Source organism: Mucilaginibacter sp. PPCGB 2223 (assembly GCF_001705515.1).
Taxonomy (GTDB): Bacteria; Bacteroidota; Bacteroidia; order Sphingobacteriales; family Sphingobacteriaceae; genus Mucilaginibacter.
Map to the genome: position 1 here is coordinate 647,435 of NZ_MDJS01000002.1, position 24,421 is coordinate 671,855.

The following is a 24,421-nucleotide window of genomic DNA, read 5'->3' on the forward strand; positions in this document are numbered from 1 at the left end:
AGCGGGGCAACAAAAGTATACATTTTTTCGCATCCTGACAAGAGTAATTTTACGACGATTTTTAATCAAAAATTAAAAAAATTAATCGTAAAAAACTTAAAAATCGATCAAAATCAGGCGCGATTTTGGGAAAAATATGCAAAAATCCCCCCTGCAAAAATCCAGCTTTAAGTTGCTAAAAACGCTGTTTTTTGAGGCCAAACAAAGCTTTTTGAAAATTGTTTTTTACGTAAGTGTTTGATTGTGTGATGGGTATGGGTTATCTTTGCAGCGGTTTTTAACTAAATGATTTGTGAATGATAGGAAAGAAAATGATTAAAAAATGCTTACTTACGTGCTCCGTAATACTGGCGCTGATGATCATGTTCGAGCTGTCTTTCGGCACCGAAAAAATCCGAAAAACACCGCAAAATTACCAACCGAATTACAGCTTTATTTTATACAAAAGCGCTAAGCCGGCTGCATTAAATTTTGCCAACGAAACCCTGCCTTTGGGTGATAAAAAAGTAAAGGTAAAAATGAGGCTTTGCCTGCAAAGGCATAGCTTCGGCAATGTACAGAGCGACATCCTGCACCGTAAGGCCGAACAATGGTTCCCGATCATCGAACCTATTTTAAAAGCACACGGTATCCCCGACGATTTTAAGTACATCCCGCTGGTTGAAGCCGGTTTTGGCGAAGGTAAATCATCGCGCGGAGCTTACGGCCCATGGCAGTTTATGCCCGGTACGGCACGTACCTATGGTTTGCGTGTGGGTAAAAAGCACGATGAACGTTTGGACATCCGTAAATCGACCATCGCAGCCTGCAAGTACCTCAACGAGCTGCACGGCGAATTTAAAAGCTGGGTAATGGTGGCAGCTGCTTACAACACAGGCTCGCCTAACCTGGCACAGCTGGTGCGCAGCCAGAAACAGGCCAATTATTTTAAAATGCACATGAACCGCGAAACGGGTGTATATGTGTATAGCCTGGTTGCCATGAAAGAGATCATTAACCACCCGATGGATTATGGTTATACTACCGAGAAGCCGATTTTGGCTATGATAGCCCAGCATAATGCTGATAAGCTATCTTTCGATTAACACCTGATCAGTTAAGGAGCACGTTTTACAGCCCGCTTAAAAAAAGCGGGCTTTTTTATGCCCAGATGCACCGCGTTAGGGATAATAGTGGATACCAGTCCTCGTGGCTAAGGCCTGTGTAGTATGAGCGCCCGCCTGCCGGACGGGTAGGGATAGCCCGGCCGCAGGCATCGCCCAAAAAGAGCAGAAAGCATAAAGCTCAAAGCAGTAAGCCATGTTTGGCCTGTGAATTATAATTCATTTCCCTTTCTATGTATAATCATATGATTGTATTTATCTCCTGTTAGCCTTTACCAAACAAATTGATCCACCCCCTCTGTCATCCTAATATCCAATTCTTTACAATAATTGCATTTTACTAAAATCTGTAGTATTTCAAGTGTTTTTTCCGTATCTTCGCAGGCTTCGAAAAGCGGCAAAATTGTAAAACCCGTTGAGCGCTTTTGGGGTTATAAATACTTGTTTCTGCAAAATATATGAGCGAAAAAACAATCGACCTTGGCGAGCAAAGTGAAGTGGAGGTGTATGGTGCCCGGGTACATAATTTAAAAAATATCGATGTGTCCTTTCCGCGCAATAAGCTGGTGGTTATCACAGGTTTAAGCGGCAGCGGCAAATCGTCGTTAGCGTTCGATACCATTTATGCCGAAGGGCAGCGCCGCTATATGGAAACATTTTCGGCCTACTCGCGCCAGTTTATGGGCGGCATGGAGCGTCCGGACGTTGATAAAGTTTCGGGCCTGAGCCCGGTTATCGCCATCGAGCAGAAAACCACCAGTAAAAACCCGCGCTCAACCGTAGGCACCATTACCGAGATTTACGATTTTATGCGCTTGCTGTACGCCCGCGCCGGCGATGCCTATTCGTACGTATCTGGCGAAAAGATGGAGCGCATGAGCGAGGACCAGATCCTGAAAACGATCCTCGAAAAATTCGACGGACAGCCGGTGAATGTGCTGGCGCCGGTAGTGAAAGGCCGTAAGGGCCATTACCGCGAGCTTTTTGAGCAGATACGCAAGCAAGGCTATGTAAAAGTTTGGGTTGATGGCGAGATATTGAACGTGGAACCAAAAATGCAGGTCGACCGGTACAAGATACACGACATAGATATTGTTGTCGACCGCCTGACTATCCGCGAAAGCGATACCAAGCGCCTGCATACTTCCATCCAAACTGCTGTTAAGTTGGCTAAGGGCATCATTCGTATTGCTGATAAGGATGGCAAGCTGTATTATTTCAGCAAATACCTGATGGATCCGGTTTCGGGCATATCGTACGATGAGCCGCAGCCCAATACCTTTTCCTTCAACTCGCCTTACGGCGCCTGCGAACGTTGCGACGGCCTGGGCTATATTTTCGAGGTTGATGAGGCATCGGTAATACCGAATCCCAAACTGAGCATCATGAATGGTGGCCTGGCCCCGATCGGCGAATACCGCGAAACCTGGATATTTCAGGTGCTGAAAGCTTTGGCCAAGAAGTACGATTTTGCGTTAAGCACACCGATAGAAAAGATCCCGCGCGAAACGCTGGAGGTCATCCTCAACGGTTCGCACGAACTGATCACTGTGCCGGTTGAATACAACAAATGGAACGTTACCAATTACCAGATCAGTTTCGACGGCATTGTTAAAATGCTCGAAGAGCAGCAGGAAAAGCGTGGCGAGGATGCTTTAGGCGATATGGATTCATTCCGTGTTTTAAAGACCTGCCCGGTTTGCGATGGCGCACGTTTGAAAAAGGAATCGCTGCATTTTAAGGTGGATGAAAAGAACATCTTCGAGCTGGCTTGTATGGATATTGTTAGCCTCAGCGCCTGGTTCGATGGTTTGGAGAGCCGCCTGAACGAACGCCAGAACATCATCGCCAAAGAAATACTGAAGGAGATACGCGCACGCATCGGCTTTTTGCTGGACGTAGGGTTGAGTTATCTGACTTTAGACCGCACCGCCAAAACCCTTTCGGGCGGCGAGGCGCAGCGCATCCGCCTGGCTACACAGATCGGATCGCAGCTGATGAACGTGATGTACATCCTTGATGAGCCGAGCATTGGCTTGCACCAGCGCGATAACGACCGTTTGATCAACGCCCTGAAAAACCTGCGCGACCTGGGTAATACTGTTTTAGTGGTTGAGCACGATAAAGACATGATCCTCGAAGCCGACCACGTGATCGATATGGGCCCTGCTGCCGGCGTGCACGGCGGCACCGTTGTTGCCGAAGGTACACCGGCGCAATTGATGAAAGAACATACGCTGACCACATCGTATTTGAACGGCGAGCGCGCCATTGCTATTCCTGCAAAGAGGAGAGAAGGCAATGGTAAAACATTATCACTTAAAAAAGCTACCGGGCATAATTTGAAGAAAGTTTCGGTTGATTTTCCGTTAGGGAAACTCATTGGCGTTACCGGCGTATCGGGCAGCGGTAAATCGAGTTTGATCACTGAAACGCTGTACCCGATATTAAACCATCACTTTTTCCGTGCTAAGAAACACCCGCTGCCTTACGAAAAGATAGAAGGGCTGGAGCATATCGATAAAGTGATCGAGATCGATCAGACACCGATCGGACGTACGCCACGCTCAAACCCGGCAACTTATACCGGCGTATTTTCGGATATCCGTAACCTGTATGTTGGTTTGCCCGAGTCGAAGATACGTGGTTATAAACCCGGCCGTTTCTCGTTCAACGTCAAAGGCGGCCGCTGCGAAACCTGCCAGGGCGCGGGCATGAAAGTGATCGAAATGAACTTTTTGCCCGATGTGCAGGTACCCTGCGAAGAGTGTAACGGCCGCCGCTACAACCGCGAAACGCTGGAAGTACGCTATCGCGGCAAATCCATCAGCGATGTGCTGGATATGAGCATCGAGGACGGCTGTTCGTTTTTTGAGCATATCCCATCCATCCAGCGCAAGATACAAACCCTGCAGGATGTAGGCTTGGGTTACATCACCCTGGGGCAGTCGTCAACAACATTATCCGGCGGTGAGGCGCAACGCGTAAAACTGGCTACCGAGCTCTCAAAGAAAGATACGGGTAATACGTTTTATATTTTAGATGAGCCAACTACGGGCTTGCATTTCGAAGACATCAACGTGCTTTTAGGTGTAATTCAATTGCTGGTTGATAAAGGCAATACGGTTTTAGTTATCGAGCATAACCTGGACGTAATTAAGGTTGTCGATCATGTGATCGACCTCGGCCCCGAAGGCGGCTCGGGTGGTGGCAAAATCCTGTTCGAAGGCACGCCTGAAGGTTTGTGCAAGGTTAAAGAGAGTTTTACCGGTAAATTCCTGAAAAAGGAAATGGAATTGACGGCAAAGTTGAAGTAGACCGGATGAACGTGCTGGTTGTTGGATAAAAAGACTCGGGCTTACCCGCTAAACTTTTTGTTGAGCAAAATCGTTATATTTGAATATAAAGTAATACTCATGACAACACTTACCATTGATATCCATAATCAAGAAGAGGAAAAGGCTTTGTTGGAGTTTTTGCATAAAAAAAACATTAGCTACAGAACTAACGACGACCTTACTTTGTCGCAAGAGCAGGAAGAAGAAATACTTAGCAGGGAAAAGGCTTTTGAAAATGGTGAGATGAAGAGCCAGCCCTGGGAGGAAGTTCGGAAACGATTTGTGCGTACTTAATGTATACAATCCGGTTACTTGATATTGCGATTGAAGAATTGCAGGAAGCATTTAATTGGTATCAGGAACAAAGACCTGATCTGGGTTATGATCTTATTGACGAGGTTAATGACTATCTTAAACAAGTTGAATTGAACCCACATCAATTTGTGGTGAAGTTTGCGAAACGCTATCATCATGCAACATTGAAGATATTCCCATATCAGATTATCTACCGGGTTGACGAAAATAAAAAGTTGGTACAGGTGTATTCGATATTTCATACCAGCCGCAGACCGAAACGGTATAAGAAGTAACTCTTCCGTTAAGCATGTTGCTGTTAAATTAGTTATCATTAACCATGCAACCACTCCTCACATCCCCGCAAATCAAAGCTGCCGACGCCTACACTATCGAACACGAACCCACAAGCTCGGTCGACCTGATGGAGCGTGCCGCGAAAGCTTTTGTAACATGCATCGTCAAGCATTATCCCGACAAGGAAAAAAATATTGCAGTTTACTGCGGTACAGGTAACAATGGCGGGGATGGTTTAGCTATTGCACGTTTGCTGCATCAGGCACGCTATAAAAATGTTAAGGTTAAAATCGCCCGGTTTTCCGATAAATCAACCGGTGATTTCTACACAAACCTGAAGCGGCTGAGAAGCATAGAAGTTACCGAGATACATCCCGGCGATAAACTGCCCGAAGAAGATGCCGGTATCCTGATCGATGGTTTGTTAGGCACCGGCTTAAATAAACCATTAACCGGTGCTTATAAAAAACTGGTTGATCATTTGAACAGCCTGGATAAGGAAGTTATAGCCATCGATATCCCAACAGGCTTTATGGGTGATGGCGAGGTGCCGGCGGATGCTGCCGTATTAAAAGCCAATCTCGTTATCACCTTTCAGCAGCCCAAGATCAATTTTTTACTGCCCGAGTCGGCCAAATACATGGATGACTTTGTGGTGGCAGATATCGGCATCAAGCCCGAATACATCCGGCAGCAAAATACGCCGTATCAGCTATTGGAGCAGGCAGATATAACCAGCAAATTAAAACTCCGTAGAAAATTTACACACAAAGGCACTTATGGCCATGCGCTGATCATAGCCGGTCAGCCCGAAACCATGGGTGCGGCTTTGCTATGTTCGTCGGCTTGCGCGCATACCGGCGCCGGTTTGACTACGGCCTGCATTCCCGAAAGCGGTTTAATCGCTTTAAATACTGCACATCCCGAAGTAATGGCTATTGTGCGCAAAGATCATCACCCGCCCAAAACAGAGTGGAATAAATTCAGTGCTATTGCCATCGGGCCGGGCTTAGGTAAACATGCCGATGCCCTGAATTTGCTGCAAGCCGCATTTGCCGAATTTAATAAACCTATGGTGATCGATGCCGACGCGTTAAACCTGGTAGCCGAAAATCATCTGTTGGAAAAAGTTCCCGCGAACAGTATCCTGACGCCGCACATGAAAGAGTTCGACCGGCTGTTTGGCGAACACCGAAACTGGTGGGGGCGTATTGAAAAGCTTATCGAAAAAGCTAAAGAGTTTAAGATATACATTGTATTGAAGAATCAATATACCATCATCGGCACCCCGCAAGGTATGGTATATTTTAATCCTACCGGTAACCCGGCAATGGCAAGTGGCGGCATGGGAGATGTGCTAACAGGCGTGATCGCATCGCTGCTGGCGCAAGGTTACCTGCCCGAAGATGCTTGTTTGATGGGTGTGTACCTGCACGGCATGGCCGGGGATGATTTGGCTTTGCCTGCAAAACTTACAACCGTAGTAGCCGGCGAAGTTGCTAAACACATGCCGGTTGTTATGGCAAAACTCAAGGCATAAAAAAAACGGCTGAAGTATCAACAGCCGTTTTCTCTATTAACTGACCTTATAAAGAACGAAATACTCATATCTTGAATAGCAGCAAAATTATACTGCTATGTTTAAAAAGCGATTAACACACTATTAACTGTTTATCCCGCTTTTTAGTATAAGACGTAGCAACTATACCGATAGTTACACTTTTTTGAATATTTTTTTGTAACAGATGGGTTATATAAAAAAAGCCATCGTGTGGATGGCTTTTATATTTTAAATAATGATTTATATCGGTTTGCTGATCAGATACTTGCAATAACCATCATCTGGCTCATAGTCGGGTTTTGCACCCCGCCGCGTTTTTCTAAGGTTACGGCAAAGGCTGCCGCGTTAGCTACCTGGTCCATCGGTATCATGCCTGTACTGTCGGCTTTAGCATCAAATACACCCAGGCTAACCGGTTTACCCGCTACGATGGCCCATAATTGGTATTGATGTTCCTGATCGTTGGCCGGCAGTTTCATATCCTGCATATCCACCATGACTTTTTTCTTTGCCGGGTTCCAGGCAACTGTCATGGCCGAGGCCGGCGACTTTGGCGTGCCCTGCAAATGGACCAGTTTGTAAGCCGGGTCGTGAAATATATCTATTTCGCCTTGCATGTAATTTACCTGGTTGGCAAAACTTTGATTGCGCTGTTGTAGCGAAGCGATCTGCCCGTACGAATCGTTTAGTCGTGCGTTCAGCGAATAAATGGCTGCCAGGCTTGCTATCAATGCTACTAAACAAGCCGCAAAGGCATATTTATAAAAACTGTTAGCTTTTGCAGCGGGTAAAGCTATTACTTTTCCGGCCGGCTCGTCAACCTCGTCGTCGATATCGTTCTCTAAAAATTCTCTTGTCGGAAACTTGTTATCGTCGGCAAATGTCGTTAACAGGCTGTTCAATACCCTGTCGCGTAAGTGTGCCGGCGGTTCAACTGCGTTTTCTGATGCATACGCTTCCAACCCTTTTTCAATCGCCGTTATTTCGGCCCTGATCTCGGGGTATTTCGAAGCCATCTCCTCCACCCGGGCCTTCTCTTCGGGGCTTATATCGCCCAGAACATAAAGCTCCAGTATCCCTGTCTCCATATATGCTTTTACGTCTTCCACTTTAATTAAAATATCTCCTTAACTGCATAATCGCCATCCTTAAACGGGTTTTAACCGTACCCAAAGGGACGTCCAGTTCTTCGGCTACTTCCACATGGGTGTACCCTTTAAAATAAACCAGGTCCAGAATAATTTTCTGCTCGGGTTTTAACTTATCAACTAAGTCTTTAACTCCAAGCAATTCAGGTTTATACACCGTGTTCCTTTGCTCGTCGATAAAAGTTACGTTATTTTCTAACTCGTGGTTTTTACTTTGGTTCTTAAAATCTTTCGACCGTACCTTATCGATAGCCAGGTTACGGGCGATATTTACCATCCAGGTAAACAGGCGGCCTTTTTCGGCACTATAGCCCGAAAAAGAATTCCAGATTTTAATAAAAGTTTCCTGCAATACATCTTCGGCTACGGCCGTATCCGTAATGATGCGCGAAATAACACCGAACAGCGATGCCGAATACATATCATATAAAGCATCGGCAGCAATCTTTTCACGGTTGCGCAATGCCTGTACTAATTCCTCCTCGGTCAGTGATATTTTTCTTTTCGGACTCAACGATGTGAAAGTAACAATGATTTCTTAAAAATCAAACAGATGTTTTTCAGCATGATAGGATGAGCGAACGAGCGGCCCGCTCTCTACATATCTGAACCCCATTTCCTCTCCTATACGTTTGTAGTTCGCAAATTGTTCGGGGGTAACCCAGTCGATAACCGGGTGATGCGCCTTGGTTGGCTGTAAATATTGCCCTAATGTGAGGATGTGTACCCCGGCTGCCAGCAGATCTTCCATCGCCTGGATCACATCTTCTTCATTTTCGCCCAAACCCAGCATAATGCCCGATTTGGTACGCAGCCCGGCGGCAGATATACGGCTCAGGCACTCCAGGCTGCGATCGTATTTGGCCTGTATACGCACTTCTTTGGTTAAGCGCCTTACCGTTTCGAGGTTGTGTGATACTACTTCGGGGCGAACGGCTATCACGCGGTCAAGGTTTTCCCAGATGCCCTTGAAATCGGGTAATAAAGTTTCCAGGGTTGTTTCGGGGCTTTCACGGCGGATGGCGTTGATGGTTTCGGCCCAGATGATTGAACCGCCGTCTTTCAGGTCGTCACGGTCGACAGAAGTGATCACACAATGCTTAACCTGCATCAGCTTAACCGAGTTGGCCACACGGTTGGGTTCGTCCAGATCGACAGCCAGCGGGCGCCCGGTAGCCACCGCGCAAAACGAGCACGAGCGGGTACAGATGTTGCCTAAAATCATAAAGGTGGCTGTGCCGGCTCCCCAGCACTCGCCCATATTGGGGCAATTTCCGCTTTCGCAGATGGTATGCAGCTTGTGGGTATCAACCAAACTACGTACATGGGCATACTCTTTGCCTACAGGTAATTTAACCCTTAACCAATCGGGTTTGCGTTGTACCTGGTTCGCACTCACTACCGGCAGTTCAATCATGTTACAAAAGTAGGGAAATATTTATTGGATATTAAGTTATTGGTTATTGAGTTGTTAGATTTGTGTCAATTATTGCATGCTGCACGCAGCACATCTAAAAATATCGAATAAACAATAACAACTCACCATTCACCACTCACTATTCACTAAAAAATGGCAACAGTAGAAACAGTATATGTAGGCGGCTTCCGCACCGAAAATATCCACTTACAGAGCGGCACTAAAATATTAACCGATGCACCGACCGACAACCAGGGTAGAGGCGAGGCTTTTTCGCCAACCGACCTGCTGGCAACATCGTTAGGTACCTGTATGCTAACCACTATGGCTATCCGCACGGCTAAGGACGGCATCGACCTGGATGGCGCCAAATGCTCCATCACCAAAATTATGGCGGCAAATCCGCGCCGCGTGGCCGAGATCGCCATAAAATTCGAATTCCCGGCTGTCTATACCGACGAGCAAAAGAAACTGCTTGCTGACGCGGCTTTAACATGCCCCGTTTACTACAGCCTGCATACCGACCTGGTAAAGACGGTTGATTTTGGATGGTAGGTGTAGTCCGCAGTCCGATAAGTCCGGAAGTCGGAAAGAAGAAGTATAAGATCGGAAGTTTGAAAAAAAGTAATAAAATGACTTTCGGACTTTCGGTCTTCCTGTCTTTCGGACTAAAGTACCGACATCGCTTCCTCGACCGATATCCCGCTGTGCGATTGGTCAAGAATGCACTCGCCGTCTTTAATCAGCAGCAGTTGCGGCGATTCGTGATGCACGTGGAAGTCGCTGGCTATCTGGTTGGATAGTTCGCGGTATCTGATGAGATCTAAAAAGTAAAGTGAAATATCTTCGGGCAGTTCGTCCCAATCTAACTCAAATTTGCGTTTGGCCATCATGCTGATGGAACAGCGGGTGCTGTGTTTAAAAATGATAGTATAGCCGGGGTTTTGTTGAATGTTTTTTATTTGCTCCGCCGATTCTAATGCAATCCACCTCATAAAAAATTCTCGTGTGTGTTAATTCTACTGCAAAGGAAATAAAAACCATGTGGCTTTAACAGGGCGGATCAAAAAATTGACAAATGCCTGTTTATTTGTGGTTTGTGCCGTAAGCAGCGCACAATCTTTCGGAGCAGGACGATAAACTGCCAACTGTAGCCAGGGCAGCAACTAAAACTAAAATGTAGATCAACTTTTTCATACTAAAACGGTACTTAAATCAATAACGGTGTTAAACGTAATTAAGTATTTAAAGTTGCAGCTAAATTTGCCATCTTAATAGCAGTTATTGCAGCTTCGTCGCCTTTGTTACCATGTTTGCCACCGGCGCGGTCGATAGCCTGTTGCTGGTTATCGGTGGTTAACACACCAAATATAACAGGTTTTGCGTATTTAATAGCCACATTGCTGATGCCGTTGGCAACAGCGTTGCAAATAAAATCAAAATGCCTTGTTTCACCCTGTATTACGCAACCAAGGCAAATCACGGCATCTAACTTTAAGTTTTTTAGCATAAGGTCGGCGCCCGACGTGAGTTCAAAGCTGCCCGGAACTGAGTAGTTGAAAATATTTTCGGGCAGGGCACCGTTACTGATGAGGCTTTGATAAGCGCCGTCATACAATGCTTTGGTTATTTCGGCGTTCCACTCGGCTACCACAATGCCAAATTTATACGGCGCTGCCGAAGGTATCTCGGTATTCGAAAAATCGGAAAGATTTTTAAGCTGGGTGGCCATTTGGTGAGTGGTTTATGAGTGAGCGGTGAGTGGTTTTTTCGGATAGCGATGGGTTTCAAACCCATCGCTATATTATATTTTCTGGTGGAGAAGGGCGCTTAACTACTCACAACTCACCATTCACCACTCACAAATATTATTGACGTGCCTGGTCGCGGGCAATATACTCATCTATAGTTTGCGCCTCGCTGCTGGTTGGGTAATCGGTTTTTATTTTCTGAAAAGTTTCGACAGCCGACTTGTAATTTTTTTCGGCATCATAAACCAAACCTAATTTTTTAAGATACAAGGGGCTTAAAAAGTCGTTGCTGGCTTTATCAACAGCTTTTTTGAAATAGGTTTCGGCTTTGTCGTAATTCTTCAGTTCAACATAAGCATCGCCGGTGCTGCCCAGGGCTTCGCTGGCTACCACGGCATCATCGCCTCTGAAGTTGGTGAAATTATCAACCGCTTTCTGGAAATCGCCTTTGTTAAGGTAAGCAGTCCCCAGGTAAAAATAAGCAAGGTTAGCCGCTTTGGTATTGCTGTAATCGTTAATGATTTTTTCAAAACCGGGGTAACCGGCGTCGCCCTTAATAGCTTTGTCCCAATCTTTTTTCGCCCAAAAATCCTGGGCTACGTGCATTTGCTCGGTAGCTTCCAATTCGCGGGGGGCAAGGTAAAATTTCTGATAGGCAAAATATAAAAGTATAAGGGCTATTATAGCTCCTGCTATGAAAATAAGGCTTTTTTGATTGTCTAAAACAAATTTTCCGGTTTTTCCGAATTCGTTTTCCGACTTAACAACTGGCGTATTCGCTTGGGTATTTGACATTTCTGTTCTAAAATTAAGAGTGCAAAAATACGCTTTTTGTCATTTTTAACAATAGCTTTTTTTGTTTAAATAAATCGGTAACATTTAGCCGTCCGAAAGGCGCTTTAGTATTACCTTTGAAAATTAACCCGGCATGTATCTACAGCAGCTTTCTTTATTGAATTTTAAAAATTATACCGAGGCCGAATTATCGTTCAGGCCCGGCGTAAACGCCTTTGCAGGTAATAACGGTGCCGGTAAAACCAACCTGCTTGATGCCATACATTACCTGGCCTTGTGCAAAAGCTATTTTAACCCGATAGATAGCCAGCAGATCAGGCAAGGCGCCGATTTTTTTATGATCAATGGCACGTTTGAAAAAGACGGCCAGCGCGAGGTTGTAGCCTGTGGCCTGAAACGCAACCAGAAGAAGCAGTTTAAAAGGAACAAAAAAGAATATCAGCGGCTGGCTGATCATATCGGCCTGTTTCCGCTGGTGATGATATCGCCGTACGATATCAGTATCATCATTGAAGGTAGCGAGGAGCGCCGCAAGTTCATCGATAACGTCATATCTCAAACAGACAACCATTACCTCGACGAACTGATAGCCTATAATAAAACATTGATCAACCGTAACGCTTTACTGAAGCTGATAGCCGATACGGGTAAATACGATGCGGCGATGCTTGAGGTTTATGATGAGCAGCTGATAGCATCGGGCAACCGGATATTTGAAAAGCGGAAGGCTTTTATGGAAGCTTTTACCGGGATATTCAATCAACATTACCGCTTTATCAGCAATGATGCCGAGCAGGTCGAACTGGTTTACGAATCGCAGTTGTTAACCGATGATTATGCCGGTTTACTCAAAAAATCAACCGAACGCGACCGCATGCTGGAGCGGACCACTACAGGTATTCATAAAGACGACCTGCAGTTTACCATTCATGGCATGGCCATGAAAAAGTTTGGCTCGCAGGGGCAGCAAAAATCATTTCTGATTGCGTTGAAACTCGCGCAATATACCTTTTTGTACCAGCAAAAAGGTTATAAACCACTGCTGCTGCTCGACGATATATTTGATAAGCTGGATGAAAACCGCACCCATAAACTGATGCAAATGGTATCCGACAATGATTTCGGGCAGGTGTTCATCACCGATACCAGCGCCGGGCGGATGCAGGGCATTTTTAATAACCTCAATATCGATATCAACCTGTTTAAGGTTGAGAAAGGAGCCGTAAATGCGTAAAGCCAACGATAAGCCGATTAAAGAAGCGATAGAGCAGATGCTCAATGTTTACAAGCTTAAACGAAAGTTTGAGGAAACATCGGTTGTGGTGCACTGGGGCGACCTGATGGGGAAATCTGTCGCCAATCGGACCAAAGAAATCTACATCTACGAAAAAAAGCTCTTTCTGCGGATAGAATCATCAGTAGTTAGAAACGAGATACAGCTCATGAAATTGCAGATCATCGAGAAAATAAACGAAAAAGCGGGGACTGTTTTGATTGAGGAGATTATTTTCCTCTGACCATGCGCGATTTGCTGGAGAAATCGTTCAAAAATGCCGAAAACAGGATCAAAAATAAACCCGGTAATAAAAAGGCAAATTGTATTTCGGGATGAAAGCGGAATATATAGATGCAAAAGAGTAACAACAATACTGTTGTAATAGCGTAAATCACTGCTTTTAATACTCTTTTCATGTTAATGTGGGGCTAAAATTAAACTGCTTAACGTACGTAAAACCAAAAACAACGGTTTTTATTGTACAAGCTTTGTGCCAAACAATGGTTTTTAATTAAAGCGCATCCAAATTTAGCATACTTTAATTAAAAACCAATAGCTTGAGCGTTTTGATTAAAATTTCTCGAAAGCCGAGAAGAAGAAACTGCCTTCAATTTGTGCGTTCTCGTCCGAGTCTGAACCATGAACTGCGTTCGCGTCGATCGATTTGGCAAACAGCGCACGGATGGTGCCCGGCTCGGCTTTGCTCGGGTCGGTAGCTCCGATCAGGGTACGGAAATCGGCAACGGCGTTATCTTTCTCCAGGATGGCGGCAACTATCGGCCCCGACGACATGAAGGTCACCAGGTCGTTATAAAAAGGGCGGCCTGCGTGCACAGCGTAAAATTCGCCTGCTTTTTGCGCGCTCAGCGCGGTGTATTTTAGGGCAACTATCTTAAAGCCGCTTTTGGTGATCTTGTCTAAAATAGCACCGATGTGTCCATTGGCAACAGCATCGGGTTTAATCATCGTGAATGTTTTGTTCGATTCCATATCAGTATTAAAAGTGCCGCAAAAATATGTTTTTAAAGCCGTATCATAAAGTGTTAATAATAAAATACATGGTTTTGTATTTGATTTATTTATTTAGCTTTGTAACTCTTTTGAAAATATGTTAGAGATAGCCTCGCTGCGAGAATTATTAGCCAAACCTAAACAGATTGTCATTACCACCCATCATAAACCGGATGGGGATGCTATGGGCTCATCTTTAGGTTTGTATAATTATTTGATACAAAAGGGGCATCATGCCAAAGTAATTACCCCGAGCGATTACCCGGAGATTTTTAACTGGATGCCGGGCAACGAGAATGTGATTATTTACCCCGAGCAAACAGAGCTTTCCAATCAGCTTATTGCCGATGCCGATATCATCTGCTGCCTCGATTTTAACGCCCTTGGGCGTATTAACGAGATGGGCGAATTTGTTGGCAAATCTGCGGCGGTTAAGTTGATGATCGACCATCACCTCGAACCGCAGGATTTTGACGATTACCGCGTATGGGATATCAATGCCTGCGCATCGGCACAATTGGTTTACAGGTTTATTGTGGATGAGATGCAGGAGCCAAAGCTCATCAATAAAGATGTGGCTACCTGCCTGTATACCGGCATCATGACCGATTCGGGCTCGTTCCGCTTCCCGACGACGACTGCCGGTGTGCATCGCATCACAGCCGACCTGATCGATGCCGGCGCCGAAAACTGGCGCATCCACCAACTGGTTTACGATAACTCGTCCGAAAGTCGTTTACGCTTCCTGGGCCATTGCCTTACACAGAAGCTCGAGGTATTTTACGATTACCACACGGCCCTGATCAGCGTTACCCGTGCCGAACTTGAACACTACAACATTGTAACGGGCGATACCGAAGGTATCGTGAATTTTGCGTTATCGATCACAGGCATTAAATTAGCTGCTTTTATCGTCGAGAGGCCCGATAAAGTTAAGCTTTCGTTGCGTTCGCGCGGCGATTTCCCGGCTAACGAGGTATGTAAAAAATACTTTGAAGGCGGTGGCCACCGTAATGCGGCAGGCGGCAGCTCGACAGATAAGCTGGAAAACGTAGTACAAAAATTTAAATCAATATTACCTGAATACAAAAAACTATTAATGCAATAAGAAAAAAATGAAAAAAAAGTTAGTGATTTTAGCAGTAGCCGCAGGCCTGGCGGGCTGTAAAGGCGGTTTTAAGCAAGGCGATGGCGGTATGCTATACAACATAGTTGACCATAAAAGCAGCGCAACCATCAAGGAAGGCGACTTTGTTAGTCTTAACGGTGTAATCAAAAGCGAAGGCGACTCTGTATTATCGAGCACTTACGAAAGTGGCCACCCGGCATTTTTACTCGATCAGAAACCATCGTTTAAAGGCGACCTGCTTTCGGCACTTAGCCTGGTAGGCGAAGGCGACAGCATCGTGGTAAAGATCAATGCCGATACCGTTGCTAAAAAGAGCGGCCAGCCAAAACCTCCGGGCTTTAAAGGCAAGTACTTTGTGTATACTATCCGTATAGAAAAAGTTATTCCGAAAGAAAAAGGTGTTGCCGATTCTGTGTTCCAGAAAAAAGTTTCTGCTTATGTTAAATCAATCGGCGATGCCGCAAAAGCTGCCGAACCAGGTAAGATCAAAAACTACATCGAAAGCAATAAGCTTAATGTAACCAAAACCGCTTCAGGCTTAAACTACATTATCACAACTCCGGGCGATAACGTTAAACCGGCCGCCGGCGATACCGTGGTTGCAAACTATGTAGGTAAATTCCTTAACGGAAAAGTATTCGATACCAGCCTGCAGGATATTGCGACCAAAAATAAAATGACACCAATGCACCCATATCAGCCAATGCGCGTTGCTGTTGGCGCCCATGCCATCATCCCGGGCCTTGACGAAGGTATGCTGCTGCTGAGCAAAGGCGCTAAAGCCACGTTCATCATCCCTTCTTCATTGGGTTATGGCGAGCAGGGCGGTGGTCCTATTCCACCATCATCGCCACTGGTGTTTGATATCGAAGTTGTGAGTATCGTACATCCAAACCCTAATGCACCAAAACCTGCCGCCCCTATGGTGGCCCAACCGCAGGCACAGGCACCTGCTACCAAAAAATAAGATAAAAATCAACCATTGACCATGCCTCTCCCAAATACCGGAGAGGCATTTTATTTGATACAGAAAAAGATGAATTTACGTTATGGCGTTTTATTGCTGATAAGCGCTGCGCTTTTTGGCACGGCGAAAGCCCAAACCACCCCCGATTTTACCAAAACCAGTAAAGGGGTATTATACCATATTTACAAATCGGGCGATACTACCAGGATCAAGCTGAGCGATGTGATCACCTTTAACTTTATCCAAAAGACCGATAAAGACTCGGTTTTAACCAGCAGCTATGCTAACGGCGGCCCGGTTAAAATACAAATCCAGCCATCGCAAAACGTCGGCGACCTGATGGACATCTTCCCGCTGTTTAATCAGAAAGACAGCGCTATAGTAAAAGTGCCGACCGACTCGCTGTTTAAAGGCCACGAGGAAAGCCGCCCCCCGTTTCTGACCAAAGGCAGTTACCTGGCGTTTAACATTAAAATTGAGCGAGTACAGTCGCTGGCTGATGCCATTGCCGAACGTAACGCGCAAATGCAGCAGTTAAAAGATGCCGAAGCAAGCGCGATAACCAAATACGTTGCCGATCAGAAACTGAATGCCACCACTACGCTTTCAGGCTTAAAATATGTGGTTACACAGCCGTCCATCAAAGCTAAACCGGCAAAAGGCGATACCGTATTTGTAAACTATGTGGGCCATACGCTGGCAGGCAAGGTATTCGATACCAGTTTGGAGCCGGTGGCCAAAATGTCGAGCGTATATAATCCGGGCCGTACTTACGAGCCGCTGAAGCTTGTTTTAGGTGAAGGACAGGTGATCCAGGGTTGGGAAGAAGGCCTGGCTTTATTGAACGAAGGCTCGAAAGCCACGTTTGTGATACCGAGCAGCCTGGCTTACGGCGAGCGTGGTATGAGCGATGATATCCGTCCGTTCACCCCGCTGGTGTTTGAGCTCGAGTTGGTAAAGGTAAAGCACCCGCATAAAGCGGCAGTTGCCAAAAAGCCGGTAAAGAAAACCGGGACAACAGCTAAGAAAACGCCCGCCAAAAAGAAATAAGGACAATGAGCTAACATAAAAGGGATGCCTTCTGTACCAACAGGAGGCATTTTTTTATTATTTTTGCGGCATGGTGCTAACCGATACCCATACCCATTTATACTACGAAGTTGATACCGAAAAACGCGCCGCCTTAATGCAGCGTAGCTTTGATGCAGGGGTTAGCCGCTTATTTTTACCGAATGTCGACCTGGCTTCGGTGTCCCGCGTGGTTGATCTGGTGAATACTTATCCGCAAAATTGCTTTGCCATGCTGGGGCTGCATCCCTGCCACGTTACCCCCGATTGGGAAGCTGAGCTGGAGCAGATATTGAGTGCGAAGGTCGGTTATCCGATCTATGCCATCGGCGAAATCGGCATCGATTTGTATTGGGATAAAAGCACTTTACCCCTTCAGCAAAAGGCATTTAAAAAGCAGATACAACATGCCAAAAGCTTAGATCTGCCTATTGTGATCCACTGCCGCGAAGCATTTGATGAGGTTTATGCTGTTTTATTGGAAGAGCAGGATGAAAAGCTGCGGGGTATTTTCCATTGCTTTACCGGGACGTTTGAGCAGGCTCAAAGAATAACAGCACTGGGGTTTTACCTGGGTATTGGCGGGGTAGTGACCTATAAAAATTCGGGTTTAGCTCAGGTTGTGCAACAAATTGAGCTGAAACATATAGTTTTAGAAACAGATTCTCCTTATCTTACACCCGTTCCGTATCGGGGTAAACCTAACGAGAGTTCGTACCTAAGCTATATCGCACAAAAAATAGCCGACCTGCACCAGGTTGATATGGAATATTTATCGGCTGTTACCACGGCCAATTCGAAACTGATATTTGGGGTTTAACAGGTATTTGATTTAAAATTAACAGAAACATCCATGACTAAGATATTGATCATCTATACCGGCGGAACAATTGGTATGATGACTGATCCAAAAACAAAGACGCTCAAGCCCATCAACTTTGAGCAGATCATGGATAACGTGCCCGAGCTGGAGCGCCTCAACTGCCAGATAGAGGTGCGCTCGTTTGATGATATCATCGATTCATCGAATATGAACCCTGACATATGGAGCGAGCTTGCAGGCATTGTTGAGAAGTATTACGACAGGGTTGATGGCTTTGTAATCCTGCATGGTTCGGATACTATGTCGTTCACGGCATCGGCATTGAGCTTTATGTTCGAAAACCTGGCTAAGCCGGTAATATTTACCGGGTCGCAATTACCTATCAGCGCCATCCGTACCGATGCCAAGGAGAACCTGATGACCGCTATCGAAATTGCGTCGTCGATGAAAGAGGGCCGTGCACTGGTACCTGAGGTTGGTATCTATTTTGATTATAAGCTATTCCGCGGCAACCGTTCGTTCAAATACAATTCGTCTAAATTTGAGGCCTTCCGTTCGCCAAACTATCCGGTGCTGGTGGAGTCGGGCGTGCATTTGCGTTTTAGTGAGAATTATATTCTGAAACCTAAAAACGAACCGTTTAAAGCACATAAAAACCTGGTGAATGATATTGCTGTATTAAAGCTTTATCCGGGTATCAGCCCCAAGGTTGTTGATGCAATTTTGAACGCCGATGCGCGTGGTATAGTAATGGAAACTTTCGGCGCAGGTAATACCACTACCGATGCCTGGTTTATCGATTGCCTCAAAAAAGCGATAGATAATGGTAAGGTGATACTCGATATTTCACAATGTAAAGTTGGTACGGTTGAGCTTGGCCGCTACGAAACCAGCAAGCAGCTAAAAGATATGGGCATAGCCAATGGCTACGATATGACTTACGAAGCCGCCATCACCAAGATGATGTATGTATTAGGGCAGGAGCAAGACCCGATCAAAGTTGCCCGCCTGCTCGAAACCGACCTGCGCGGCGAACTGACCTGGTATTAACCTTTACATCAGCAACACTTTCCAGGCATCCTTAACCTGCCCGTTATCCAACAAGTGCTTGGCTTTTAAATGCAGATGCACCGTGCGTGTATGGCTGTCGCCGATGGTTGCGTCGAGTAACTCTTTCATTTCGTCGGTCCGGCTAAAGGTTTCTACTTCCTCGTCGGTCGGCAGGGCCTCTACATTACCCAACTGCCCCAGGTTATTGCCGGTTAATACGGCCGAGTTACGGATTGCCGCAGGCAACGAATCTACGCCGATGCCAACCGTGCGCACCGGTTTCTCTACCCTGAATAAGTTATCGTCGGTAACACGGCAGTACCAGTCGGCGCCAAGGCGGGCCACATGGTCCATCTTTTCCTGGTCAATTTTGCCGTTCTCGTCCAGAACGTCGTCTTGTATATGGATGAGTTTAACTTCGCATAAAATTAAATTACCGGCGCCGTTCTGTTCGCCCAGCGCGATCACCTCTTTAACCAAACACTCCAATTGTACCGGCGACTCGGCCACCCGTGGCGGGCGCACCAGTTCCGACATCAGCTCGGTAAACCCGGCCTTAACAAACTCGTTAACACCTTTGGGGTACTCTACGCTTGCCAGTGAGGTTTGCTGCACCATATCGTAATTCACGATGTTAATCACTACTTCCGGCACCTCCAGGATATTTTGTAAGGTATGCTTGGTCGTACCATTGCTTACCCTGCGCGATGGCGAAAATATACACATCGGCGGGTTAACACTGAATATATTAAAGTAGCTGAACGGGCTGAGGTTCACGCTGCCGTCCTTATCGACGGTTGAAGCGAAACAGATAGGCCGCGGCGCTATAGCTGCGTTAAGATAGGTTTGTATTTCGACGGGGGTAAGATTGGATATGGATAAAGTTTTCAATTTTGTGGGAAAGTTGTAAGGTTGAAATGTTTGAATGTTGTTTTTCAAGCTGTTTCTGACTTGTGACTTTTAGATCTGTCTTTCTTCTTTTCTTTTTCAAACTTCTTCAGATAATCGATCAATGTTTTCGTTTTGGCCGAAAACTCAACACTCCGTATAGAAAGCTCATCAGCGATTTCAGGTTTGATTTTTCCGGCAAGTTTTAGAATCGTCGGCTCACTTCTAAATTCTCCCGCTGAGCCTTTCGCGTAAACTAAGAAACGAATAAAGTCGGCGTTATTATTGTATTCAAATCCTTCCGCAATATTATCAGACAAGGAGCAAACTGCCCGTCTTATTTGATCCTTCATCCCCCAGTCTGATTTTAATGGCTCAGAATCGCATAAGAGATAAACATCAACGGCTATTCCTATCGCTATTTTCCATATATCAAGGTCTTCAAACCCGTCAACTTTAGCCATAAATAACTTTAATCGAATTAGTAGTTGAAAAATGACGATTAACCTTTTAACTTTTAAACATTACAACGTTTCAACACTTGTCTTTTTCTGATCCAAAATCGACCAATCGGTTTGTTCTTTAATAATCGTGTTGCTCAACACACCGAGTCCGGTCACCTCCATCTCAACAATATCGCCGGGTTGCAGCCATTGTACCTTATAATCCGGATCGTTTAATAAGCCGGTGCCGTTCAACTCTAAAAAGCATCCGGTGCCTACAGTGCCCGAACCGATCACATCACCAGGCAATACATCACAACCGTACGAAGCGCGCTCGATGATCTCGGCAAAGGTCCAATCCATATCGGCCATTGTACCTTGCGAAACCTGGTTGCCATTCACCCAGCATTTCATTTTCAGGTCGTAAGCGTTGCCGGTATGGCCTTCCCTGGGGGCGACCCTGTATTGCGTCAGCTCATCTGGCGTAACCAGCCAGGGGCCAATCACGGTCGAAAAATCCTTGCCTTTTGCCGGGCCAAGGTTAAGCAGCATTTCTTCCATTTGCAGGGTGCGGGCGCTCATATCGTTCATTACCATAAAACCGGCAATATATTCGTCGGCTTCGTGAGCCCTGATATTGCGGCCTTTTTTATTAAGTACAACAGCCACTTCCAGTTCAAAATCGAGCTTGTTAAAATGATCGGGCATGCAGCGGATATCGCCGGGGCCTTGTATGCTGTTATGATTAGTAAAGTAAAAAACAGGATATTGGTCAAACTCCTCGATCATGGGCACTTTGCGGTTGCGGCGTGCGGCAGCCACATGCTGACGGAAAGCATAGCCATCGCGGCAGGAGGTGGGGTGGGGTACCGGGGCTATCAGCTCATAAAAAACTTCCTGCCGGGCCACCAGTTTACCCGATCGTATGTCGCGGTGGACGCGCTTGGCATGCTCCATCAGTTCTTCTCCCTCGAACAAAAAATCGCGCATGTTATCGGGTATCAGTTTATCGCACGAGTGCAGGTTATAGATATGCCCGTTTATAAAAACGCCGAGGTGCTCTTCGTCTTCTGTTTTATACGAAACTAACTTCATAAGGTCTGTTATTTGGTTTAAAAAGGTTGATCAAATCTAAACAAATAAAATATTAGCGCCATAGCAAAATGCGTTATAAAATTATGCTTGCATACTAAACTAATAAGGTTTAAATTTGTTATACCAATTAGCAATGAAAGCCGATAAGTACCGATACCTTCACCAGGAGATCTGGCATAATGTAGCCGTTTCGTTCCGCGATGCCATGCTGGCGAAGATCGTGCTTGCCCAATACTCGCTTTAATTATTTTATGTTGAAATGTTGTAAGGTTGAAAAGTTGGCCTTAACTAACATTCCAACACTCCCTGCGTTCCAACAAAAAGGAACTTTCAAACCTTACAATGTTCAAACATTTCAACTTTTTAAACAAAAAGTATCATGCCCATATATCATACATTAGGCACTATCCCGCATAAGCGGCACACGGTTTTCCGAAAACCCGATGGCGAGCTTTACGCCGAAGAACTGGTTTCGACCGAGGGCTTTTCGAGCCTGTACTCGCTGGTGTACCATTGCTACCCGCCGACTATCGTAAAAGAACTGGGTGAACCATATTCCGTCGAACCTAAAATTGCGAGGGCGAAGCACCTGAAGCATACCAGCCTGATTGGTTTTAATGTAAAGCCAGAGGACGATTACCTGCAAAGCCGCAAACCGGTTTTGGTGAACAGCGATCTGCATATCTCGCTGGCTGCGCCGCGTAAAAGTATGACCGATTATTTTTTTAAGAATGCCCAGGCGGATGAAGTGATTTTTATCCACGTTGGCTCAGGCACGTTAAAAACCGGTTTCGGCGACATCAAATTCGAATATGGCGATTACCTGGTTGTGCCACGCGGAACTATTTATCAGTTGGAATTTGATAGCGAAGATAACCGGCTGTTCATCGTCGAAAGCTTTAGCCCCATACGCCCGCCAAAACGCTACCGCAACAGCTACGGGCAATTAATGGAGCATTCGCCTTACTGCGAGCGCGATATCAAACGGCCCGAAAACCTGCAGACGCACGATAAAAAGGGCGACTTTAAAATATTGATCAAAAAGCAGGGATTGATCTATCCTTATATCTATGGTACGCATCCTTTCGACTTTATCGGCTGGGACGGTTTTCATTACCCATGGGCGTTTTCGATACACGATTTTGAACCGATAACCGGCCGTGTGCACCAACCGCCACCCGTACACCAAACTTTTGAGGGTAATAACTTTGTGATCTGCTCATTTGTGCCAAGGAAGTATGACTATCATCCCGATTCGATCCCTGCACCATACAACCACAGCAATGTGGATAGCGACGAAGTGCTGTATTATGTCGACGGTGATTTTATGAGCCGTAAAAGTGTAGTGAAAGGCCAGATTACGCTGCATCCCGGCGGTATACCGCACGGGCCGCACCCGGGTACCGTCGAAAAATCAATCGGTAAAGAAAAAACAGAAGAACTGGCTGTCATGATCGATCCGTTCCACCCGCTGATGATCACCGAAGAAGCCGTTAAAATAGAAGACGAAAATTATTATAAGAGCTGGGAGCCCCACCCAAACCCTCCCCAGTAGGGAGGGCTTTAAAAAGTCTCCCCATCCGGGGGAGATTTAGAGGGGGCTAACATTAAAACGTTTCAACATTACAACACAAAAAAATGCAACCACAAATTTTAGAGAATAAACAGGCTACTGCCGATTTTTTACCGCTGAACGGTACAGATCATGTTGAGTTTTACGTAGGTAATGCCAAGCAGGCAGCTCATTTTTATAAAACGGCTTTCGGCTTTCAGAGCATAGCGTATGCAGGCCCCGAAACCGGCGTGCGCGACAGGGCATCGTACGTATTACAGCAGGGCAAGATCAGGTTGGTACTCACCAGCCCCATGCATTCAGATCACCCCATTGCCGAGCATATCAAAAAACATGGCGACGGTGTAAAGATACTTGCGCTTTGGGTGGATGACGCTTACGATGCTTTTGAACAGACTGTGGGCCGCGGCGCCATACCCTATCAGCAACCGCAAACTTTAACCGACGAGCATGGCGAAGTACGTACAAGCGGTATCTGCCTTTACGGCGAAACCGTGCACCTGTTCGTCGAACGCAAAAATTATAACGGTCCGTTTTTGCCCGGTTATCAGAAATGGGAATCAACGTACAATCCCGAAACTACCGGTTTGCTGTATGTAGATCACTGTGTAGGTAATGTTGGCTGGAACAAAATGAACCAGTGGGTTAATTTTTATGAAGATATTCTGGGCTTTAAAAACATTCTCACCTTTGATGACAAAATGATCTCGACCGAATACTCCGCGCTGATGAGCAAGGTGATGAGTAACGGCAACGGTTTTGTGAAGTTCCCGATAAACGAGCCGGCCGAAGGCAAAAAGAAAAGCCAGATAGAAGAATACCTGGAGTTTTATGAAGGAGAAGGTGTGCAGCACCTGGCTTTGGCTACGCATGATATCGTGAAAACCGTGACCGAACTGCAAAGCCGCGGTATCGAATTCCTGACCGTACCTACTACCTATTATGATGAATTATTGGATCGTGTAGGCCAGATCGACGAGGATGTGGAGCCTTTAAAACGGTTGGGCATCCTGGTCGACCGTGATGATGAGGGGTACCTGTTGCAGATATTTACCAAACCGGTTGAAGACAGGCCAACCGTGTTTTTCGAGATCATTCAGCGCAAGGGGGCAAAGTCGTTCGGGGCGGGTAATTTTAAAGCTTTATTTGAAGCTATAGAACACGAACAGGACTTGCGGGGCAACCTGTAGATGCCGGATAATTAAATTAAGATATACATCATATTACAAAGCCGGGTGCAACCCGGCTTTGTAATAAAATATAATCAATAGCAGGTGCAGTAAATATTAACTTGCCGTGGCGTAAATATTATAAAGCAATCGATTGTTTAACCGGTTGTTAAATAAACTGTTGATTATCATTAAAGTACTATAATATATTCCCGCTTTTTTTTT

General features: G+C 45.7%; 26 protein-coding genes. 15 read left to right on the forward strand and 11 right to left on the reverse strand.

Features of this window, described 5'->3' with window-relative positions; all coding sequences use genetic code 11:
- The first annotated feature begins 296 nt into the window (after positions 1-296).
- The 5 genes from BEL04_RS13300 (at position 297) to BEL04_RS13320 (ending at position 6,572) form a co-directional block, all read left to right on the forward strand.
- Complete coding sequence (locus BEL04_RS13300) at positions 297-1,085, forward strand: lytic transglycosylase domain-containing protein (RefSeq protein ID WP_083227916.1); 789 nt, start codon at positions 297-299, stop codon at positions 1,083-1,085.
- Between the two features lie 476 nt (positions 1,086-1,561).
- Positions 1,562-4,420, forward strand: coding sequence for an excinuclease ABC subunit UvrA (gene uvrA, locus BEL04_RS13305; RefSeq protein ID WP_066004645.1), 2,859 nt, complete (start codon positions 1,562-1,564; stop codon positions 4,418-4,420).
- Between the two features lie 99 nt (positions 4,421-4,519).
- Entirely contained in the window at positions 4,520-4,735 is a 216-nt protein-coding gene (locus BEL04_RS13310; RefSeq protein ID WP_066004647.1) for an addiction module protein, read from the forward strand.
- A complete protein-coding gene (locus BEL04_RS13315; protein WP_066004649.1) occupies positions 4,735-5,031 on the forward strand; it encodes a type II toxin-antitoxin system RelE/ParE family toxin in 297 nt (98 codons plus the stop codon). Before BEL04_RS13310 ends, BEL04_RS13315 begins: the two co-directional genes overlap by 1 nt.
- Before the next feature lie 44 nt (positions 5,032-5,075).
- On the forward strand, positions 5,076-6,572 hold the full coding sequence (locus tag BEL04_RS13320; protein WP_066004650.1) for an NAD(P)H-hydrate dehydratase: 1,497 nt from the start codon (positions 5,076-5,078) through the stop codon (positions 6,570-6,572).
- A gap of 278 nt (positions 6,573-6,850) precedes the next feature.
- Here the strand turns inward: BEL04_RS13320 and BEL04_RS13325 are convergent, their stop codons facing one another.
- From BEL04_RS13325 to lipA, 3 genes are read right to left on the reverse strand one after another with little or no spacing between them, the layout of a single operon-like run.
- The gene (locus tag BEL04_RS13325) at positions 6,851-7,702 is read right to left on the reverse strand and encodes an anti-sigma factor domain-containing protein (protein ID WP_066004652.1); all 852 of its coding nucleotides are present in this window, start codon (positions 7,700-7,702) and stop codon (positions 6,851-6,853) included.
- Between the two features lies 1 nt (position 7,703).
- Positions 7,704-8,255, reverse strand: coding sequence for an RNA polymerase sigma factor (locus BEL04_RS13330; protein WP_066004653.1), 552 nt, complete (start codon positions 8,253-8,255; stop codon positions 7,704-7,706).
- A 24-nt stretch (positions 8,256-8,279) separates the two neighbouring features.
- Positions 8,280-9,158: a lipoyl synthase gene (gene lipA / locus BEL04_RS13335; RefSeq protein WP_066004654.1), complete on the reverse strand. Its 879-nt coding sequence runs from the start codon at positions 9,156-9,158 to the stop codon at positions 8,280-8,282.
- A gap of 153 nt (positions 9,159-9,311) precedes the next feature.
- Between lipA and BEL04_RS13340 the strand changes: the two genes are divergently transcribed.
- Entirely contained in the window at positions 9,312-9,713 is a 402-nt protein-coding gene (locus BEL04_RS13340) for an OsmC family protein (RefSeq protein WP_066004656.1), read from the forward strand.
- 113 nt (positions 9,714-9,826) lie between these two features.
- Here BEL04_RS13340 and ytxJ read toward each other — a convergent pair whose 3' ends face one another.
- From ytxJ to BEL04_RS13355, 3 genes are all read right to left on the reverse strand, one after another.
- Complete coding sequence (ytxJ, locus tag BEL04_RS13345) at positions 9,827-10,153, reverse strand: bacillithiol system redox-active protein YtxJ (protein ID WP_066004661.1); 327 nt, start codon at positions 10,151-10,153, stop codon at positions 9,827-9,829.
- A 242-nt stretch (positions 10,154-10,395) separates the two neighbouring features.
- Positions 10,396-10,890 (reverse strand): 6,7-dimethyl-8-ribityllumazine synthase, encoded by a 495-nt coding sequence (gene ribH, locus BEL04_RS13350; RefSeq protein ID WP_066004663.1) that lies wholly within the window; start codon positions 10,888-10,890, stop codon positions 10,396-10,398.
- 136 nt (positions 10,891-11,026) lie between these two features.
- On the reverse strand, positions 11,027-11,704 hold the full coding sequence (locus BEL04_RS13355) for a tetratricopeptide repeat protein (RefSeq protein WP_066004665.1): 678 nt from the start codon (positions 11,702-11,704) through the stop codon (positions 11,027-11,029).
- 133 nt (positions 11,705-11,837) lie between these two features.
- Between BEL04_RS13355 and BEL04_RS13360 the strand changes: the two genes are divergently transcribed.
- Complete coding sequence (locus tag BEL04_RS13360; RefSeq protein WP_066004666.1) at positions 11,838-12,938, forward strand: DNA replication/repair protein RecF; 1,101 nt, start codon at positions 11,838-11,840, stop codon at positions 12,936-12,938.
- Positions 12,931-13,221, forward strand: a complete 291-nt coding sequence (locus BEL04_RS13365; RefSeq protein WP_066004667.1) for a DUF721 domain-containing protein — start codon at positions 12,931-12,933, stop codon at positions 13,219-13,221. The genes BEL04_RS13360 and BEL04_RS13365 overlap by 8 nt, the downstream gene beginning before the upstream one ends.
- Here the strand turns inward: BEL04_RS13365 and BEL04_RS24035 are convergent.
- Both BEL04_RS24035 and BEL04_RS13370 read right to left on the reverse strand, forming a co-directional pair.
- Positions 13,208-13,396: a hypothetical protein gene (locus tag BEL04_RS24035; RefSeq protein WP_139113040.1), complete on the reverse strand. Its 189-nt coding sequence runs from the start codon at positions 13,394-13,396 to the stop codon at positions 13,208-13,210. The genes BEL04_RS13365 and BEL04_RS24035 overlap by 14 nt on opposite strands.
- A 154-nt stretch (positions 13,397-13,550) precedes the next feature.
- A complete protein-coding gene (locus tag BEL04_RS13370) occupies positions 13,551-13,970 on the reverse strand; it encodes a nucleoside-diphosphate kinase (RefSeq protein WP_066004668.1) in 420 nt (139 codons plus the stop codon).
- A 118-nt stretch (positions 13,971-14,088) separates the two neighbouring features.
- Here BEL04_RS13370 and BEL04_RS13375 point away from each other — a divergent pair, with 118 nt between their 5' ends.
- The 5 genes from BEL04_RS13375 to BEL04_RS13395 all read left to right on the forward strand — a co-directional run bounded on the left by BEL04_RS13375 (position 14,089) and on the right by BEL04_RS13395 (position 19,028).
- Positions 14,089-15,099: a bifunctional oligoribonuclease/PAP phosphatase NrnA gene (locus tag BEL04_RS13375; RefSeq protein WP_066004670.1), complete on the forward strand. Its 1,011-nt coding sequence runs from the start codon at positions 14,089-14,091 to the stop codon at positions 15,097-15,099.
- Between the two features lie 7 nt (positions 15,100-15,106).
- Positions 15,107-16,087, forward strand: a complete 981-nt coding sequence (locus BEL04_RS13380; protein WP_066004672.1) for an FKBP-type peptidyl-prolyl cis-trans isomerase — start codon at positions 15,107-15,109, stop codon at positions 16,085-16,087.
- A gap of 69 nt (positions 16,088-16,156) precedes the next feature.
- Positions 16,157-17,137, forward strand: coding sequence for an FKBP-type peptidyl-prolyl cis-trans isomerase (locus BEL04_RS13385; protein WP_066004673.1), 981 nt, complete (start codon positions 16,157-16,159; stop codon positions 17,135-17,137).
- 70 nt (positions 17,138-17,207) lie between these two features.
- Positions 17,208-17,975, forward strand: coding sequence for a TatD family hydrolase (locus tag BEL04_RS13390; RefSeq protein WP_066004675.1), 768 nt, complete (start codon positions 17,208-17,210; stop codon positions 17,973-17,975).
- A 33-nt stretch (positions 17,976-18,008) separates the two neighbouring features.
- The gene (locus tag BEL04_RS13395) at positions 18,009-19,028 is read left to right on the forward strand and encodes an asparaginase (RefSeq protein WP_066004678.1); all 1,020 of its coding nucleotides are present in this window, start codon (positions 18,009-18,011) and stop codon (positions 19,026-19,028) included.
- A 3-nt stretch (positions 19,029-19,031) separates the two neighbouring features.
- On the opposite strand, the gene BEL04_RS13400 is transcribed toward BEL04_RS13395, so the two are convergent.
- Genes BEL04_RS13400 through BEL04_RS13410 form a run of 3 tightly spaced genes read right to left on the reverse strand, consistent with a single transcriptional unit; the run spans position 19,032 to position 21,454 of the window.
- Positions 19,032-19,919, reverse strand: a complete 888-nt coding sequence (locus BEL04_RS13400) for a flavin reductase family protein (RefSeq protein ID WP_066004680.1) — start codon at positions 19,917-19,919, stop codon at positions 19,032-19,034.
- A gap of 44 nt (positions 19,920-19,963) precedes the next feature.
- Positions 19,964-20,380 (reverse strand): four helix bundle protein, encoded by a 417-nt coding sequence (locus tag BEL04_RS13405; protein WP_066004681.1) that lies wholly within the window; start codon positions 20,378-20,380, stop codon positions 19,964-19,966.
- A 60-nt stretch (positions 20,381-20,440) separates the two neighbouring features.
- Positions 20,441-21,454, reverse strand: a complete 1,014-nt coding sequence (locus BEL04_RS13410; RefSeq protein WP_066004682.1) for a fumarylacetoacetate hydrolase family protein — start codon at positions 21,452-21,454, stop codon at positions 20,441-20,443.
- Positions 21,455-21,833: 379 nt separating this feature from the next.
- Between BEL04_RS13410 and BEL04_RS13415 the strand changes: the two genes are divergently transcribed.
- On the forward strand, positions 21,834-23,009 hold the full coding sequence (locus tag BEL04_RS13415; protein ID WP_066004683.1) for a homogentisate 1,2-dioxygenase: 1,176 nt from the start codon (positions 21,834-21,836) through the stop codon (positions 23,007-23,009).
- 83 nt (positions 23,010-23,092) lie between these two features.
- A complete protein-coding gene (gene hppD, locus BEL04_RS13420) occupies positions 23,093-24,217 on the forward strand; it encodes a 4-hydroxyphenylpyruvate dioxygenase (RefSeq protein WP_066004688.1) in 1,125 nt (374 codons plus the stop codon).
- The last annotated feature ends 204 nt before the right edge of the window (positions 24,218-24,421 follow it).